The 15,165-nt window shown below is 66.9% G+C and carries 15 protein-coding genes; 9 read left to right on the top strand and 6 right to left on the bottom strand.

What is annotated here, in order from left to right; translation table 11 throughout:
- The 4 genes from ACK4HL_RS19805 to ACK4HL_RS19790 all read right to left on the bottom strand — a co-directional run.
- A partial coding sequence (locus tag ACK4HL_RS19805) for an ABC transporter ATP-binding protein (RefSeq protein WP_409764363.1) occupies positions 1 to 835 on the bottom strand: 835 nt, incomplete at its 3' end.
- A 4-nt stretch (positions 836 to 839) separates the two neighbouring features.
- Complete coding sequence (locus ACK4HL_RS19800; RefSeq protein WP_409764360.1) at positions 840 to 1,748, bottom strand: ABC transporter permease subunit; 909 nt, start codon at positions 1,746 to 1,748, stop codon at positions 840 to 842.
- Positions 1,738 to 2,751: an ABC transporter permease subunit gene (locus ACK4HL_RS19795; RefSeq protein WP_409764357.1), complete on the bottom strand. Its 1,014-nt coding sequence runs from the start codon at positions 2,749 to 2,751 to the stop codon at positions 1,738 to 1,740. Before ACK4HL_RS19795 ends, ACK4HL_RS19800 begins: the two co-directional genes overlap by 11 nt.
- Positions 2,752 to 2,845: 94 nt before the next feature.
- The gene (locus ACK4HL_RS19790) at positions 2,846 to 4,450 is read right to left on the bottom strand and encodes an ABC transporter substrate-binding protein (RefSeq protein ID WP_409764354.1); all 1,605 of its coding nucleotides are present in this window, start codon (positions 4,448 to 4,450) and stop codon (positions 2,846 to 2,848) included.
- A 150-nt stretch (positions 4,451 to 4,600) separates the two neighbouring features.
- Between ACK4HL_RS19790 and ACK4HL_RS19785 the strand changes: the two genes are divergently transcribed.
- Positions 4,601 to 5,401, top strand: coding sequence for a phytanoyl-CoA dioxygenase family protein (locus ACK4HL_RS19785; RefSeq protein ID WP_409764351.1), 801 nt, complete (start codon positions 4,601 to 4,603; stop codon positions 5,399 to 5,401).
- 102 nt (positions 5,402 to 5,503) lie between these two features.
- Here the strand turns inward: ACK4HL_RS19785 and ACK4HL_RS19780 are convergent, their stop codons facing one another.
- Positions 5,504 to 6,595 carry an NAD(P)/FAD-dependent oxidoreductase gene (locus ACK4HL_RS19780; RefSeq protein WP_409764348.1) on the bottom strand — a complete coding sequence of 364 codons (1,092 nt, stop codon included), beginning with the start codon at positions 6,593 to 6,595 and terminating at the stop codon, positions 5,504 to 5,506.
- Between the two features lie 64 nt (positions 6,596 to 6,659).
- Between ACK4HL_RS19780 and ACK4HL_RS19775 the strand changes: the two genes are divergently transcribed.
- Complete coding sequence (locus ACK4HL_RS19775; protein ID WP_409764369.1) at positions 6,660 to 7,841, top strand: M24 family metallopeptidase; 1,182 nt, start codon at positions 6,660 to 6,662, stop codon at positions 7,839 to 7,841.
- Between the two features lie 16 nt (positions 7,842 to 7,857).
- A complete protein-coding gene (speB, locus tag ACK4HL_RS19770) occupies positions 7,858 to 8,823 on the top strand; it encodes an agmatinase (protein ID WP_409764345.1) in 966 nt (321 codons plus the stop codon).
- On the opposite strand, the gene ACK4HL_RS19765 is transcribed toward speB, so the two are convergent.
- Positions 8,820 to 9,626: an aspartate/glutamate racemase family protein gene (locus tag ACK4HL_RS19765; protein ID WP_409764342.1), complete on the bottom strand. Its 807-nt coding sequence runs from the start codon at positions 9,624 to 9,626 to the stop codon at positions 8,820 to 8,822. The two genes, speB and ACK4HL_RS19765, sit on opposite strands and share 4 nt — an antisense overlap.
- 69 nt (positions 9,627 to 9,695) lie before the next feature.
- Between ACK4HL_RS19765 and lnt the strand changes: the two genes are divergently transcribed.
- The 6 genes from lnt to ACK4HL_RS19735 form a co-directional block, all read left to right on the top strand.
- A complete protein-coding gene (lnt, locus tag ACK4HL_RS19760) occupies positions 9,696 to 11,267 on the top strand; it encodes an apolipoprotein N-acyltransferase (RefSeq protein WP_409764339.1) in 1,572 nt (523 codons plus the stop codon).
- A gap of 178 nt (positions 11,268 to 11,445) precedes the next feature.
- Entirely contained in the window at positions 11,446 to 11,847 is a 402-nt protein-coding gene (locus ACK4HL_RS19755) for a helix-turn-helix domain-containing protein (protein ID WP_409764336.1), read from the top strand.
- A 97-nt stretch (positions 11,848 to 11,944) separates the two neighbouring features.
- On the top strand, positions 11,945 to 13,141 hold the full coding sequence (metK, locus tag ACK4HL_RS19750) for a methionine adenosyltransferase (RefSeq protein WP_409764333.1): 1,197 nt from the start codon (positions 11,945 to 11,947) through the stop codon (positions 13,139 to 13,141).
- Positions 13,141 to 13,794, top strand: a complete 654-nt coding sequence (locus ACK4HL_RS19745) for a tRNA (guanine(46)-N(7))-methyltransferase TrmB (protein ID WP_409764366.1) — start codon at positions 13,141 to 13,143, stop codon at positions 13,792 to 13,794. The genes metK and ACK4HL_RS19745 overlap by 1 nt, the downstream gene beginning before the upstream one ends.
- Positions 13,795 to 13,988: 194 nt before the next feature.
- Positions 13,989 to 14,594: a ribosome maturation factor RimP gene (gene rimP, locus ACK4HL_RS19740; RefSeq protein WP_409764330.1), complete on the top strand. Its 606-nt coding sequence runs from the start codon at positions 13,989 to 13,991 to the stop codon at positions 14,592 to 14,594.
- Positions 14,587 to 15,165, top strand: a 579-nt coding sequence (locus tag ACK4HL_RS19735) for a NusA N-terminal domain-containing protein (protein ID WP_409764327.1), incomplete at its 3' end; no start/stop codon positions are given. The genes rimP and ACK4HL_RS19735, both read left to right, overlap by 8 nt.

The raw sequence follows: 15,165 nt of genomic DNA, 5'->3' as shown, positions 1-15,165 counted from the left end.
GGTCGAACTGGCCCGGCACCACGCCGGGGATCGAGGGCAGCCGCCGCCCCGTGGCGCGCTCGGGCAGCGCCGCGAGCAGTGCCGCCGTATAGGGGTGGTGCGGGTCGCGGAAGAGATCCCCGACGTTCTGCTCCTCCACCTTCTGCCCGGCATATTGCACCGAGACGCGCTCCGCCGTCTCGGCGACGACCCCCATCGAGTGCGTGATGAGCACCAGCCCCATGCCGGTCTCCTTCTGCAGCTTGACGAGCAGGTCGAGGATCTGCGCCTGGATCGTCACGTCGAGTGCCGTCGTCGGCTCGTCGGCGATGAGGAGCTTGGGGTTGCAGGCGATCGCCATGGCGATCATCACGCGCTGGCTCATGCCGCCCGAAAGCTGGTGCGGGAAGGCCGAAAGCCGCTGCTCGGGAGAGGGGATGCCCACGAGGCGGAGAAGCTCCGCTGCCCGTTCGCGGCGCTGCCGCTTGTCCATGTCGAGGTGCGCCTTCAGCGCCTCGGTGATCTGGAAGCCCACCGTGAAGCAGGGGTTGAGGCTCGACATCGGCTCCTGGAAGATCATGGCGATGTCCTTGCCGATGATCTGCCGCCGGTCGCGGGCGGAAAGCTTGAGGAGGTCGCGGCCCTCGAAGGTCATTTTCTCCGCCGTCACCTTCGCCGTCCACGGCAGGAGGCCCATCACCGCCAGCATCGAGACGGACTTGCCGGAGCCCGACTCGCCCACGATCGCCAGCACCTCGCCCTTGTCCACTTTCAGCGACACGCCGTCGACCGCCCGGAAGAAGCCGGACCCCGTCTTGAACTCGACCGTGAGTTCCTCGATCTCGAGCAGCGCCATGGGCTCAGCTCCTCCTCAGGCGCGGGTCGAGGGCGTCTCGCAGCCCGTCGCCCATCAGGTTGATGGCGAGCACCGTCGTCAGGATCGAAAGGCCCGGAAACGCCATCACCCAGGGGTGGGAGAGCATGAGGTCGCGCGTGTCGGCCAGCATGGCGCCCCATTCCGGCGTGGGCGGCTGCGCACCGAGCCCGAGGAAGCCGAGCCCCGCCGCCTCGAGGATCGCATCCGAGAGGCCGAGAGCCGCCTGCACGATGAGCGGCGCGAGGCAGTTGGGCAGCACCGTCACCGTCATCAGCCGGAACTTGCCGACGCCCGAGACCTTCGCGGCGGTGACGTAGTCCTTGCTGAGTTCGGTGAGAGCCGAGGCGCGCACCAGGCGCACGTAGCGCGGCAGGCCCACGATGGTGACGGCCACGATGGTGTTGGTGAGGTTCGGCCCGATGATGGCGATGATGAGGATCGCCAGCACCAGCGAGGGGATCGCCATGATGAGGTCCATCACGCGGATGATCATCACGTCGACGAGGCCGCCGAAGAAGGCCGCGGTGAGGCCGAGGGCTATTCCCGCCACCATCGAGACCGCCATCACCGCGATGCCGATGAACAGCGAGACGCGCGCCCCGTACATCAGCCGCGAGAGCATGTCGCGGCCCACGGCGTCGGTGCCGAGGATGAAGCGCGGGTCGCTCCCCTCCACCCAGAAGGGCGGCAGCTTGCTGAAGCCGCGGTACTGTTCCAGCGGGTCGTGCGGCGCCAGCGCGCCTGCGAAGATGGCGATGAGGAAGATGAGGCTCACCACCGTGAGGCCGATCACGGCCCCGCGGTTTTCGCGGAAGGCGCGCCAGAAGGCGCGGACAGGGCCGGGCGGGGCCGGCGCGGCAGCCCTCGCGGGAAGCGCTGCGTCACTTGGCATGGCGGATCCTCGGATTGATGAGGCCATAGAGAAGGTCGACGATGAGGTTCACCAGGATGACGATGGTGGCGATCAGCAGGATGCCGCCCTGGAGTGCCGGATAGTCGCGCCGGTTGATCGATTCGATCAGCCACTTGCCAACCCCCGGCCAGGAGAAGATCGTCTCGGTGAGCACCGCGCCGGCGAGGAGCCCGCCAACCTGCAGCCCGATCACGGTGACGACGGGGATCAGCGCGTTGCGCAGCGCGTGCACGCCGACCACCCGCGACCAGGAAAGGCCCTTGGCCCTCGCCGTCCGCACGTAGTCCTCCTCCAGCACCTCGAGCATCGAGGAGCGCGTCATGCGCGCGATGACGGCGAGCGGCACCGTGCCGAGCACGATCGTCGGCAGGATCAGGTGGTGGAGGGCGTCCCAAAATGCGCCCTTCTGCCCGGAGAGCAGCGAGTCGATCAGCATGAAGCCGGTCACCGGCTCGTAGTAGAACTTGATGAGGTCGACGCGGCCTGAAACGGGCGTGAGCCCCAGCATGTTCGACATGACGAGGACAAGGATGAGGCCCCACCAGAAGATCGGCATGGAATAGCCCGTCAGCGCCAGGCCCATCAGCGTCTGGTCATAGACGCCGCCGCGGCGCGAGGCGGCGATCACCCCCGCCGGAATGCCCAGCGCCACCGCGAAGAGCATGGCGCAGAGAGTGAGTTCCAGCGTCGCCGGGAACAGCGTCAGGAACTCGTGCAGCACCGGCGACTTCGAGATGATGGAGGTGCCGAAATCGCCCTGCAGCAGGCCTCCCACATAGTCGAGGAACTGTCTCCACACCGGCTGGTCGAGGCCCATTTCGTGGCGCAGCTGCTCGAGCCGCTCGGGGCTGATGCCGCGCTCGCCGCGCCGCACTTCGATGGGATCTCCCGGCACCAGCCTGATCATCACGAAGGTGATGAACATGAGGGCGAGGAAGGTCGGGATGGTCAGCGCCAGGCGCCTTATGAGGAAACGGAACATTGCCACCTGTGCCGGTGCAGGCGTCTTGCGCGTCAGCGCCGTGGAGGGAAGCCTCCCCCCGGGGCGAAGGCCCGGGGGGAGGCGCGTTCGCTGCTTACTCGGTCACGTCCACCTGGTGGAACTCATGCGCGCCGAGCGGGCTCACCTTGTAGTTCTGCACCGACTTGCGGATCGGCTCGAACACGGTGGAGTGCGCGATGTTCACCCACGGCACTTCGGCGGCCACGATCTCCTGCGCTCGCTTGTAGAGCTTGGTGCGCTCGGCCTGGTCGGAGATCTCGGCGGCCTTGTTGATGACCTCCTGGAACTCGGCGTTGCACCATTTCGGGATGTTGTTGCCGTTGGGCTTGCCCTCGGCGTTGCAGCCGAGCAGCACGGCGAGGAAGTTGTCCGGGTCGCCGTTGTCGCCCGTCCAGCCGAGCATGCCGGTCTGGTGTTCCGCGGCCTGCATGCGCTTCCTGTATTCGCCCCATTCGTAGGAGACGAGTGTCGACTCGATTCCCACCTTGGCGAGGTCGGCCTGGATCATTTCCGCCATGCGCTTGGCATTGGGGTTGTAGGGCCGCTGCACCGGCATCCACCAGATGTCGGTCTTGAGGCCTTCGACTCCCGCGGCCTTCAGCATCTCCTTGGCCTTCGCGGGATCGTAGGGAATGTCCTCGGTGGACTCGTCATAGGACCACATGGTCGGCGGGATCGGGTTCTTGGCCTTCTGGCCCGCACCCTGGTAGACCTCAGAGATGATCGCGTCGCGATCCACCGCCATGGCCAGTGCCCGGCGCACCTCCACCTTGTCGAAGGGCGGCTTCTGCGCATTGAGCGCCCAGTAGCCGATGTTGAGCCCGGCCTGCTCGAGAACGTTGATGTCCGGGTTCTGCTTCATCTCGGCGAGGTCGGCCGGGTTCGGATAGGCCATCACCTGGCACTCGTTGGCCTTCAGCTTGGCATAGCGCGCCGTGGCGTCGGGCGTGATCGCGTAGACGAGGTCGTCGACCGGCGGCTTGCCGGCCCAGCCTTCGGCGAAGGCCTTGAAGCGGATCACCGCGTCCTTCTGGTAGGCCACGAACTGGAACGAGCCGGTGCCCACGGGGATCTGGTCGAACTCCTCGGGCGCGCCCTTGTCCTGCAGGAACTTCGCGTATTCGGCGGAGTGGATGGTGGCGAAGTCCATCGCCAGGTTGGCGACGATCGGCGCATTGGGCTTCTTCAGCGTCATCACCACGGTGAGGTCGTCCTCGCCCTTGGCGATCGATTCGAGCAGGTCGGGCATGCTCATGTCGTTGAAATAGTCATAGGCGCCGCCGGAGACCTTGGCGAAGGGGTGGTCGGCCTTCCACTGGCGCTCGAAGGACCAGATCACGTCCTCGGCGTTCATGTCGCGCGTCGGGGTGAAGCCGTTCACGCCGGAATGGAACTTGACACCCTTGCGCAGCTTGAAGGTGAGGGTCTTTCCATCCTCGGAAACGGTCCAGCTCTCGGCCAGCGCCGGCTCCACTTCCGTCGTGCCGGGCTTGAACTGCACGAGCCTGTTGTAGACGGGGCGGGCGGCGTCGAAGGTGGTGCCGGTCGTGTTCATGGCGGGAGTGAAGTTCTCCGGCGAACCCTCCGAGCAGTAGACGAGCGATTTCGCCTGCGCCGCGCCGGCCGCCAGCATGCTCGAGGCGAGCAGTGCCGCGCCCAGCAGTTTCCTCAGTTTCATGGTGTTCTCCCTGTTATGTACAACCCGCCCCGGGGGCGTGGCGGCACTTAAGCACGTTTTTTCCGGGTGATCAAAATTGCCGTGGCGAAGAAGCGTCTTGCGGTCCCGGCGGCAAATGGCAAGATCGTGCCATCTCTGATGGAGTGAAGAATGACGAGCCTTGTCGACCCCGAAACCGTCCAATCCTTCCGCCGCGACGGCGCCGCCGTGCTCAGGGGCGTCTTCACCGACTGGATCGAGACGCTGCGCAAGGGGGTGGACAGGAACCTCGCCGAACCCTCGGGGGATGTGAAGATCTACCAGGGCAAGGATGGCGCGGGCCGCTTTGTCGGCGATTACTGCAACTGGGACCGCATCCCGGAGTACCGCGACTTCATCTTCGGCTCGAAGGCCGCGGAGATCGGCCGGGAGCTGATGGGAAGCCGCACCGTCCGCCTCTTCCACGAGCACGTCCTGGTGAAGGAGCCGGGGGCGGATGTTCCCACCCCCTGGCACCAGGACCAGCCCTATTACTGCGTGGACGGCACGGACACGGTCTCGCTGTGGATTCCGCTCGATCCGGTGCCGCGCGAGCGCACGCTGGAATTCGTCGCGGGCTCCCACAGATGGGGCAAGTATTATCGTCCGGAGCGCTTCAACAAGACCGCACTGAACGAGAACGACGGGCTGGAGCCCGTGCCGGACATCGAGGCGAACCGCGGCCAGTACCGCATCCTGGGCTGGGCGCTCGAGCCCGGCGATGCCGTGGCCTTCAACTACCTCACCCTTCACGGCGCGCCCGCCAACAGGAGCAAGGTGGAGCAGCGCCGCGCCTTCTCGCTCCGTCTCCTCGGCGACGATGTCCGCTTCGCCCGCCGCGAGGGCATCGTCACGTCCCCGCCCTTCCGCTCCGTGACGCTCGCCCACGGCGCCGTGATGGATGCCCCGGAATTCCCCCTCCTGGCGGGCTAGGCCCCGGAACCACGAGATCAGGAATTCGATCAGCAGCAGCATGCCGCCGGTTTAGCATGGTCTAGGAATAAAAGTCAAGGACTTTTTTCCTTTGTTCTCCCCTCAGCCGAAACGCCGCGGCGAGATCTCGGAGAGCGCCAGCCCCTCGTCCATGATGTCGGAGGGCGGCGTTTCGCCGCGCACCAGCGCTGCCGCGAGCCGCGACAGGGCAGGGGAGGACTGGATGCCGTATCCGCCCTGGCCGATCAGCCAGAAGAAGCCGTCTTCCTCGCCGTCATAGCCGACGACCGGGCTGCCGTCGGGCGCGAAGGAGCGCAAGCCCCCCCACGTCCGCTCGACGCGCGTCACCTCGTAGTCCACCGCCTGCTGGAACCGCTCGATCCCCTCCGCCAGCGTCATGTCGTCGGCATAGGCGTCGTGCGGGTCGACGGGCGTCGCGTCGGCCGGCGAGACGAGGAGCTTTCCCGATTGCGGCTTGCAATACCATGTCTCGCCCACGTCCCCCACCAGCGGCCAGGACATGAAATCCGAACCCTCCGGGCCCGGCACCACGGCGATCGAGCGCCGCTTGGGCTGGAGGCCGATGCGCTTCCGCCCCGCCATCTCCGCGACCTTGTCGCCCCAGGCTCCTGCCGCGTCGACGATGATCCGTGAACGGAGCGTTTCGTCCTTCGTGCGCACCGTCCACTGCCCGTTCCGCTCCAGCGCCTCCACGCCATGCTCGCAGTGGAGCTCTCCGCCCCTCTGCCGGAACAGCTTCAGGTAGGACTGGTGCAGCAGGTCGACGTCGATGTCCGCCGTCCCGGGGTCGAGCACCGCGCGCTTCGCATAGCCCTCCTGCAGAAGCGGAAACTTCTCCTTCGCCGTGCCGATCGGAATCTCCTCCATGCCCTTCTGGATTCCCATCAGCTGGGCGAAGGCCTCTTCCTGTCCTTCCGGCATGAAGAACAGGGTTTCCCGCGGCGTGAGAAAACCGCCCTCCTGGAAGTGGGTGCGGGCAGCGCGGGTGAGCGCCAGGATGGCCGGCGGCCCGTAGTTGGGCTCGTAGGCCGCGGCGGAGCGGCCCGTGGTGTGGTAGCCCGGCCGCTCCTCCATCTCGCAGATGGCGACGCGGTGGGTCTCGGCCAGATGCGCGGCAACCGAGGCGCCGGCAATCCCTGCGCCGATGACGATGATGTCGAAGTCCTTGCTCATGGCCCCTCATAGTAGGGGCCCTGGCCCTTGCGCAAGAATGCTTCTCCGTTCCATCATGCCTGCCATGACACAGGTGACGCTTCACTTCCCGCTCGAGGAATATCACGCCCGGATCGCCCGCACCCGAAAGGCGATGGCCGAGCGCGGCCTCGATCTCGTCATCGTCTCGGATCCTTCCAACATGGCCTGGCTCACCGGCTATGACGGCTGGTCCTTCTACGTCCACCAGGCCGTGCTCCTGGGGCTCGAGGGCGAGCCCGTCTGGTGGGGCCGCGGCATGGATGCGCAGGGCGCGCGCCGCACCGTCTTCATGGGTCACGAAAACATCGTCGGTTACGACGACACCTACGTCCAGAACCCGGCGAAGCATCCGATGGAGCAGCTTTCCGCCCTGATCGCCGAACGCGGCTGGGAGCGCGCGGCGATCGGCGTCGAGATGGACAATTACTGGTTCACCGCCGCCGCCCACGAGACGCTGCGCACGAAGCTGAAGGACGCCGACATCTTCGACGCCACGGGCCTCGTCAATTGGCAGCGCCTGGTGAAGAGCGACCGCGAGGTGGAGTTCATCAGGCGCGCCGCGGCGATCGCCGATGCCATGCACGCCCGCGTGGCCGAACTCGTCGAGCCGGGCCTTCCCAAGAACGTGCTGGTGGCCGAGATCCAGAAGCAGGCGATCCTGGGCGCCGGCGGCCACTGGGGCGACTATGCCGCCTTCGTGCCCATGCTGCCCTCGGGCCTCGATGCGACCGCACCCCACCTCACCTGGGACGACCGGCCTTTCAGGAAGGACGAAGGCACCTTCTTCGAACTGGGCGGCTGCTACCGGCGCTATCACGCGCCGCTCTCGCGCACCGTCTATCTCGGCAGGCCGCCGCGGAAGTTCCTCGACGCCGAAAACGCCGTGCTGGAGGCGACCGAGGCGGGACTCGGGAAATGCCGCCCCGGCGCCACCTGCGGCGAGGTGGCGGAAGCCTTCTTCGGCACGCTCGCCAGGCGCGGCTTCGCCAAGGACTCGCGCGCCGGCTATTCGATCGGCCTCTCCTACCCGCCGGACTGGGGCGAGCGCACGCTGTCGATCCGCCGCGGCGACAGGACGGTGCTGCAGCCCAACATGACGCTGCATTTCATGCCGGCCCTCTGGCTCGACGATGGCGGGCTCGAATTGTCGGAAACCATTCTCATCACGCCGCAGGGTGCCGAGTGCCTCTGCAAGACGCCGCGCAAGCTCCTGATCAAGACCTGAAACACCGAGGTAGACCATGGCTCCCTTCAACAAGCCCCTGTCAGGGCTCGTCACGCCCCGCTTCGGCGGCATCGCCACCTTCATGCGCCTGCCGCATGTGCCGCTCGAGGAGGCGGAAGGCCTCGATATCGGCATCGTCGGCATCCCGTGGGACGGCGGCACGACGAACCGTCCGGGCCCCCGCCACGCGCCGCGCCAGATGCGCGACATGTCCTCCATGGTCAGGCCCATGCACCAGACCATGCACATCGTTCCCTATGAGCTCGCCAACGTCGCCGACCTCGGCGATTGCCCGGTGAACCCCGCCAATGTGGAAGATGCGCTGAAGCGCGTCGAAACCTATTTCAGGAAGCTGGTGGCGAAGGGCATGCGCCCGCTCTCCGCCGGCGGCGACCACCTCTGCTCGCTCCCCGTGCTCCGCGCCCTGGGCGAGAAGGCGCCCGTCGGCATGATCCATTTCGACGCCCACACCGACCTCTATGACGGATATTTCGGCGGCTTCAGATATACCCACGGCACGCCCTTCCGCCGCGCCATCGAGGATGGCGTGCTCGATCCGAAGCGCACCATCCAGATCGGGCTCAGAGGCTCCATGTACGATCTCGACGATTTCGAGTGGGGCGAGAAGATGGGTGTGCGCCTCGTGCGGATCGAGGAGGCGATGGAGAAGGGTCCGAAGGCCATCATGGCGGAGGCGCGGAAGATCGTGGGCGACGGTCCCACCTATGTGAGCTTCGACATCGACGCGCTCGACCCCGCCTATGCGCCCGGCACCGGCACGCCGGAGATCGGCGGCTTCACCACCTTCCAGGCCCAGGCGATGCTCCGGGAACTCCGTGGACTGAACATCGTCGGCGCCGACGTGGTCGAGGTCTCGCCCCCCTTCGACCCGGCGGGCGTCACGGCGCACGCCGGCGTCACCATGATGTTCGAGATCCTGTGCTCGATGGCGGAGGCCGTGGCGAAGCGGCGGGAAGCCTAGGCCAGCTGCTTCTCGAACAGCCGTCCCCACTGCGGCATGGCGTCCCCCACCCCGGCAAGCCGCAGCGCGTGCCAGGCCATGGCGTGGTTCGACGAGGTGATGGGAACGCCGGTCTCCGCCTCGATCGCGCGGGCCGATTCGGCGAGCCTGACCGAGGTGCAGGAGACGAACACCGCATCGACCGGCGCGTGCGAGAGGATGGTCTCGACGCCGCGCCTCACCGACGCGGGCGTGATCCGCGCCACGGTGCAGTCGTCCTGCTCGTTGAAGGAACCGAAGACGGGAACCTCGAAGCCGCGCGCGCGGATGTAGTCTGCCACGATGCGGTTGACGTCGGCGCGATAGGGGGTGAGCACACCGACGCGTTTCGCCCCCAGCGCCCGGAAGGCGGCGAAGGCGCCGGTGATCGGCGTGGTGCATTTCGCGTCGGGCCGCACCTCGCGGATGCGCTCGAACACCTTCTCCTCGCCGATCGCCATCGAGGCCGAGGTGCAGCCATAGGCCACCACGTCGAGCGGGTTGCCGGGCAGGATCACGTCGGTCGCCGCGGCGATCCTGGGTTCCATGGCGCGCAGCGTCTCGGGCGTGATCTGGGCGTCGTTGAGGATGCGGCTCTGGTACAGCGCCACGCCCGGCAGCCCTGCCATAATCGCGCGCCATTCATGTTCGATGGTGAAGTCGGTGGCGAGCACGATGAGGCCGAGCCGCGCCCGCCTGGCGATGCCGTCATCGGTCTCGAAGGGCAGGTGTTCGATCAGCATCATGCCGTCGCTGGAGGACCTGGCCGGTGACCTGTCGTTCATGAGCGTTCTCCCGCCGAAAGAGCTGGATTCCTATCAGAGAAAAGCCACCCCTCCTATAGTTCCCCGATCATGATTCGACTGAAGAACCGCATGGCTCAGGCCTCCAGGCCGGCACGCGCGGTGCTGGCGCTGGCGGCCGGCGCCGCAACCGCGCTGGGCCTGCCGCCCTTGGGCCTCTGGCCGCTCGCCTTCCTTGGCGTGCCGCTCATCCTCCTGCTGCTCGAAACGGCGAAGGATCGGGGCTGGCGCAGCGGCGCGGGCACCGGCTGGCTCTTCGGGCTCGGCTATTTCGCGGTGGCCTTCCACTGGATCGGCTTCGCCTTCCTCGTCGATGCCGCCACCTATCTCTGGATGATGCCGTTCATGCTGGGGGCGCTGGCGGGCGGCATGGCGCTCTACTGGGGTCTCGCCGCGCTCGTGGCGAAGCGCCTGGGCGGGGGAGGCCTCGCGCTCGCGCTGTCCTTCGCCGCCGCAATTGCCACGGCCGAGTGGCTGCGCGGCCATCTCTTCACCGGATTCCCCTGGGCCGCACCCGGCCTCCTCGCCGATGGCATGGGAGGGCTCGCACAGGGGGCCTCGCTCATCGGCATGACCGGCCTCACGCTGCTCATCCTGCTGTGGGCGGCGCTGCCCTACGCGCTGGCTTCCGAGCGGAGCACGCCCTCCAGGGCAGCCGCGGTTGCTCTGGCCCTCGTCCTTCCGGCGCTGTGGATCTGGGGAGAGATGCGGCTCGCCGCGGCACCCGCAGCCATGGTCCCCGGGGTCCAGCTCCGCATCGTCCAGCCCAGCGTGCCGCAGGAGCAGAAATGGCGCGAGGACAATGCCCGCGCCATCTTCGAGGAGCTGAAGGAACTCTCCGCCATGCCGACGCCAGAGCAGCCCGCCGGCATCGGCGGCATCACCCACGTGATCTGGCCGGAATCGGCCGTGCCCTTCCTGATCGACGAGAGCCCGGCGGCCCGCTCCGAGCTCGCGCCGCTGCTCGGCGGCCGCACCGCGCTCATCACCGGCGCGCTCCGCCGCGGCCAAGGCGATGCGGCGGAACCCGACATCTACAACAGCGTCATCGTCTTCGACGGACGTGCGGAACCGGTGGCCCGCTACGACAAGTGGCGGCTCGTCCCCGGCGGCGAGTTCCTGCCCTTCGCGTGGGCGCTCGAACCCCTGGGCTTCCGCCGGGTGGTGACGACGCCGGGAAACTTCACCGCCGGCCCGGGCCCCCGCACCATCGCGCTGCCGGGCGGTCTCCCGGCCCAGCTCCTCGTCTGCTACGAGGTGATCTTCCCGGACCGGCTGGTGGATGAGGCGGACCGGCCGGGGCTCATCGTCAACGTCACCAATGACGGCTGGTTCGGCCGCTCGACCGGCCCTCACCAGCACCTCGCCCAGGCCCGGCTGCGGGCGATCGAACAGGGGATTCCCATCGTTCGCGCCGCCAACACCGGGATTTCGGCGGTCATCGATTCGCACGGCCGCTATCTCCAACGCCTCGGCCTCATGCAGCGCGGCGTGATCGATTCTTCTCTTCCGGCGGCGATTTCAACTACAACTTACAGCTGGTGGGGTGATTCGGCTCTCCTCCTGCTGGTTGCCGCATCCTTGGCGTGTGTCATTGTGATACATCTGCTTCGCCGCGGCTGACGTATTGAGCCTTTTTTGCAGTTTTTGCAGAACGCGGCCCGGTTTTAGAGGAAAAGCAATTGCGCGCTGAGATTAGGTATATTAATCCGGAGTTGCTCGACATGCGGCCAAGGTGATGACGGATAGCCTTGAAGCAGGATCGGGCGTCAGACCGGGGGGCATCAGGTCTGAGGTAAACATGACAAGACGCGATCCGAACTTCGTAGACGTGCATGTCGGGAGCCGAATCCGCATGCGCCGCCAGCTCATTGGCATGAGCCAGGAGAAGCTGGGGGAACTGCTGGGCATCACCTTCCAGCAGGTCCAGAAATATGAAAAGGGTGCCAACCGCATCAGCGCCAGCCGGCTGTACTTCACGGCCAAGATCCTGGGCGTTCCGGTGCAGTTCTTCTTCGAGGAGCTGCCCGGTGTCGAGGACCACAACGGCCTCGGCGAGGAGCGCGAGGAAGATGCGGTGCTCTCGGCCCTGATGAACGTCGAGGGCGTGACCCTCGCCAAGGCCTTCCGTGATGCGGACAGCGTCAACAAGCGCAAGCTGATCTCGACGATCGCGCGCGTCATCGCGGAAACCAAGGAATAGCACCTGGCGCACGGGTGCCCCCGGCGGAAGCTCGCTTGACCGGCGTTTGCAACGCTGTAAAAAAGCGCGCGCTAACGCAAGGGGGCACCAGAGCCATATGTCACGCAAGAATTTCGTGTTCACCAGCGAGTCGGTCTCCGAGGGGCACCCCGACAAGGTGTGCGACCGGATTTCCGACGAGATCGTCGACCTGTTCTATCGCGAGGCGCTGGAACAGGGCTTCGATCCCTGGTCCGTACGCGTTGCCTGCGAGACGCTGGCCACCACGAACTACGTCGTGATCGCGGGTGAGACCCGCGGCCCCGCCTCCGTCACCAAGGAAAAGATCGACGCCGCCGCCCGCAAGGCCATCCGCGACATCGGCTACGAGCAGTCGGGCTTCCATTGGGAGACGGCGAAGATCACCATTCTCCTCCACAGCCAGTCGGCCGACATCGCCCAGGGCGTGGACGCCGCGGGCGAGAAGAAGGAGGAGGGCGCGGGCGACCAGGGCATCATGTTCGGCTACGCCTGCGACGAGACGCCGGAACTGATGCCGGCCCCCATCTACTATTCCCACCGCATCCTGAAACTCCTCTCCGAGGCCCGCCACAGCGGCAAGGAAGCCAAGCTCGGCCCCGACGCCAAAAGCCAGGTGAGCGTCGTCTACAGGAACGGCAAGCCTGTGGCGGCCAGCCAGATCGTCGTCTCCCACCAGCACATCGACGAGAACCTCACCTCCGCCGACGTGCTGAAGATCGTCAAGCCCTACGTGAGGAAGGCCCTGCCGAAGGGCTGGATCACCGAGGACACCGTCTGGCACGTGAACCCGACCGGCAAGTTCTTTATCGGCGGCCCCGATGGCGACGCCGGCCTCACCGGCCGCAAGATCATCGTCGACACCTATGGCGGTGCGGCACCCCATGGCGGGGGCGCCTTCTCCGGCAAGGACCCGACCAAGGTGGACCGCTCCGCGGCCTACGCGGCACGCTACCTCGCCAAGAACGTGGTGGCGGCGGGGCTGGCGAAGCGCTGCACGATCCAGCTCTCCTACGCCATCGGCGTCGCCCGCCCGCTGTCGATCTACGTCGACACCCACGGCACCGGCAAGGTGCCGGAGGCGAAGCTGGAGAAGGCGCTGGCGAAGGTGATGGACCTCTCGCCCCGCGGCATCCGCACGCACCTGAACCTCAACCGTCCGATCTATGCGCGCACCTCGGCCTACGGTCATTTCGGCCGTGCCCCGGAGAAGGACGGCGGCTTCTCCTGGGAGAAGACCGACCTCGCCAAGGCGCTCAAAGCCGCGGTGAAGTGATTAGCGGCGAGAAGCGGTTCCAGTTCTACGGGCGGCGCAAGGGGAAATCCTTGCGCCGTCACCATTCCCAGCTGATGGAGCAGCTGCTGCCGCATCTGAGGGTGAGCCTCGAGGATCCGCTGGCGGGACTGGGCCCACGGCGCTGGCTCGAGATCGGCTTCGGCGGTGGCGAGCATCTCGCCCGCCAGGCGGAACTCCACCCGGACGTCTCCTTTCTCGGGGCCGAGCCCTTCGTCAACGGCGTGGCCAAGATGCTGGCGCTGGTCGAGGAGAAAAACCTCGGCAATGTCCGCATTCACGACGGCGACGCGCGCCCGCTGCTGGAGGCGCTGCCGGAGGCCTCCTTCGAGCGCATCTACCTTCTCTATCCGGACCCCTGGCCCAAGGCGCGCCACAACAAGCGCCGCTTCGTCAGCGCTGAAAGCGTTGTGCAGCTCCACCGCATCCTGAGGCCCGGCGGGCTGTTCCTCTTCGCCAGCGACATCGCCGACTACGTGGCCTGGGCGCGGGAGCACGTGGCCGGGCACGGCGGCTTCGCGGAGGAGGGCGATGCCGCGCAGCCCTTCGAGGACTGGATCGAGACCCGCTACGAAGCCAAGGCCCGCCGCGAAGGACGGAGCTCGAGCTATCTGCGGTTCAGGCGGGAAGGCTGACCCTTTCGCCCTGTCCGCGCCAGAGGAGGGGAGAAGGGCGGAAAGCCGCCCACATGCGGGGACCCTTGCGGAAGCGGGCGAAAAAGACTATATGCGGCCCAACTTAGGTTCACTCACATAGCCACGAAAGTGGAGATCGCGAGTGGGTCCCGGTCCGGGGCCCGCTTTTTTTTATTGCCTGAAAGGGCTCCTGGATGACCGAAACCGAAACGAGACTTGCCCGCGAGACCGGCCCCGCCCAGCGGGTGGCCGCGCTGGCGGAGCCCGTGCTGGCGGAGATGGGCTTCCGGCTGGTGCGGGTCAAGATGAGCGGGCCCACCCTGCAGATCATGGCCGAGCGGCCCGACGGCACCTTCTCGATCGACGACTGCGAGCAGGTGAGCCGGGCGCTCTCGCCCATCCTCGACGTCGAGGACGTGATCGCCTCGCGCTACCATCTCGAGGTGTCATCGCCCGGGATCGACCGGCCGCTCGTCAGGCCCTCCGATTTCGAGGCCTGGGGCGGGCACGAGGTGAAGGTCGAGATGGCCGTGCCGGTGGCGGGCCGCAAGCGATTCAAGGGTACGCTCGAGGGCTTTGAGGCGGGCGAGGTGCGCCTTTACATCGAGAACCCGGAAGGGGCCTCGAAGGAGCCGGTGCTGATCGGCGTTCCCTTCGCCGACATCGCCGAGGCCAAGCTCGTGCTGACCGATCAACTGATCGAAGCGGCGCGGAGCCGCCTGCCCGCCAGGGGCTATGGCGACGGCGCCGAGATCGACGAAGACCAGATTTCGCAAGAGAGGAGCGAAGACAATGGCTGATTATGGCGTGAGCGCCAACCGGCTGGAACTTCTGCAGATCGCCGATGCCGTGGCGCGCGAGAAGTCGATCGACAAGTCCGTCGTGCTGCATGCGATGGAAGAGGCGATCCAGAAGGCCGCAAAGGCCCGCTACGGTGCCGAGAACGAGATCGTCGCCGAGATCGACCCGCGGACCGGCGAGACCCGCCTGCAGCGCCTTCTACTCGTCGTCGACGAGGTCGAGAACGAGGCGACCCAGATCAGCCTCGCCGACGCCCAGCGCCGGAACCCCGCGGCCAACATCGGCGACCAGATCGCCGAGCCGCTGCCGCCCATCGAGTTCGGCCGCATCGCCGCGCAGAACGCCAAGCAGGTGATCGTGCAGAAGGTGCGCGACGCCGAGCGCGACCGCATGTATGCCGAATACAAGGACAGGATCGGCGAGATCGTGCACGGCGCGGTGAAGCGCGTCGAGTATGGCAACGTGATCGTGGACCTCGGCCGCGGCGAGGGCATCATCCGGCGCGACGAGTCGCTGCCGCGCGAGACCTTCCGCCCCGGCGACCGGGTGCGCGCCTATGTCTATGACGTC

Origin of the sequence: Aestuariivirga sp. (assembly GCF_046294715.1) — a bacterium.
Classification (GTDB): domain Bacteria; phylum Pseudomonadota; class Alphaproteobacteria; order Rhizobiales; family Aestuariivirgaceae; genus Aestuariivirga.
Note: the sequence above shows the minus strand (reverse complement) of the source record. Positions and strands in the feature narration are given on the sequence as shown.

Excerpts from the sequence above, each read along its gene's own strand:
- ACK4HL_RS19795 (WP_409764357.1), bottom strand. The coding sequence starts at position 2,751 with ATGTTCCGTTTCCTCATAAGGCGCCTGGCGCTGACCATCCCGACCTTC.
- speB (WP_409764345.1), top strand. The coding sequence starts at position 7,858 with ATGGCTCCCTTCAACAAGCCCCTGTCAGGGCTCGTCACGCCCCGCTTC.
- ACK4HL_RS19775 (WP_409764369.1), top strand. The coding sequence starts at position 6,660 with ATGACACAGGTGACGCTTCACTTCCCGCTCGAGGAATATCACGCCCGG.
- ACK4HL_RS19755 (WP_409764336.1), top strand. The coding sequence starts at position 11,446 with ATGACAAGACGCGATCCGAACTTCGTAGACGTGCATGTCGGGAGCCGA.
- ACK4HL_RS19765 (WP_409764342.1), bottom strand. The coding sequence starts at position 9,626 with ATGAACGACAGGTCACCGGCCAGGTCCTCCAGCGACGGCATGATGCTG.
- rimP (WP_409764330.1), top strand. The coding sequence starts at position 13,989 with ATGACCGAAACCGAAACGAGACTTGCCCGCGAGACCGGCCCCGCCCAG.
- metK (WP_409764333.1), top strand. The coding sequence starts at position 11,945 with ATGTCACGCAAGAATTTCGTGTTCACCAGCGAGTCGGTCTCCGAGGGG.
- ACK4HL_RS19790 (WP_409764354.1), bottom strand. The coding sequence starts at position 4,450 with ATGAAACTGAGGAAACTGCTGGGCGCGGCACTGCTCGCCTCGAGCATG.
- ACK4HL_RS19800 (WP_409764360.1), bottom strand. The coding sequence starts at position 1,748 with ATGCCAAGTGACGCAGCGCTTCCCGCGAGGGCTGCCGCGCCGGCCCCG.
- lnt (WP_409764339.1), top strand. The coding sequence starts at position 9,696 with ATGATTCGACTGAAGAACCGCATGGCTCAGGCCTCCAGGCCGGCACGC.
- ACK4HL_RS19785 (WP_409764351.1), top strand. The coding sequence starts at position 4,601 with ATGACGAGCCTTGTCGACCCCGAAACCGTCCAATCCTTCCGCCGCGAC.
- ACK4HL_RS19780 (WP_409764348.1), bottom strand. The coding sequence starts at position 6,595 with ATGAGCAAGGACTTCGACATCATCGTCATCGGCGCAGGGATTGCCGGC.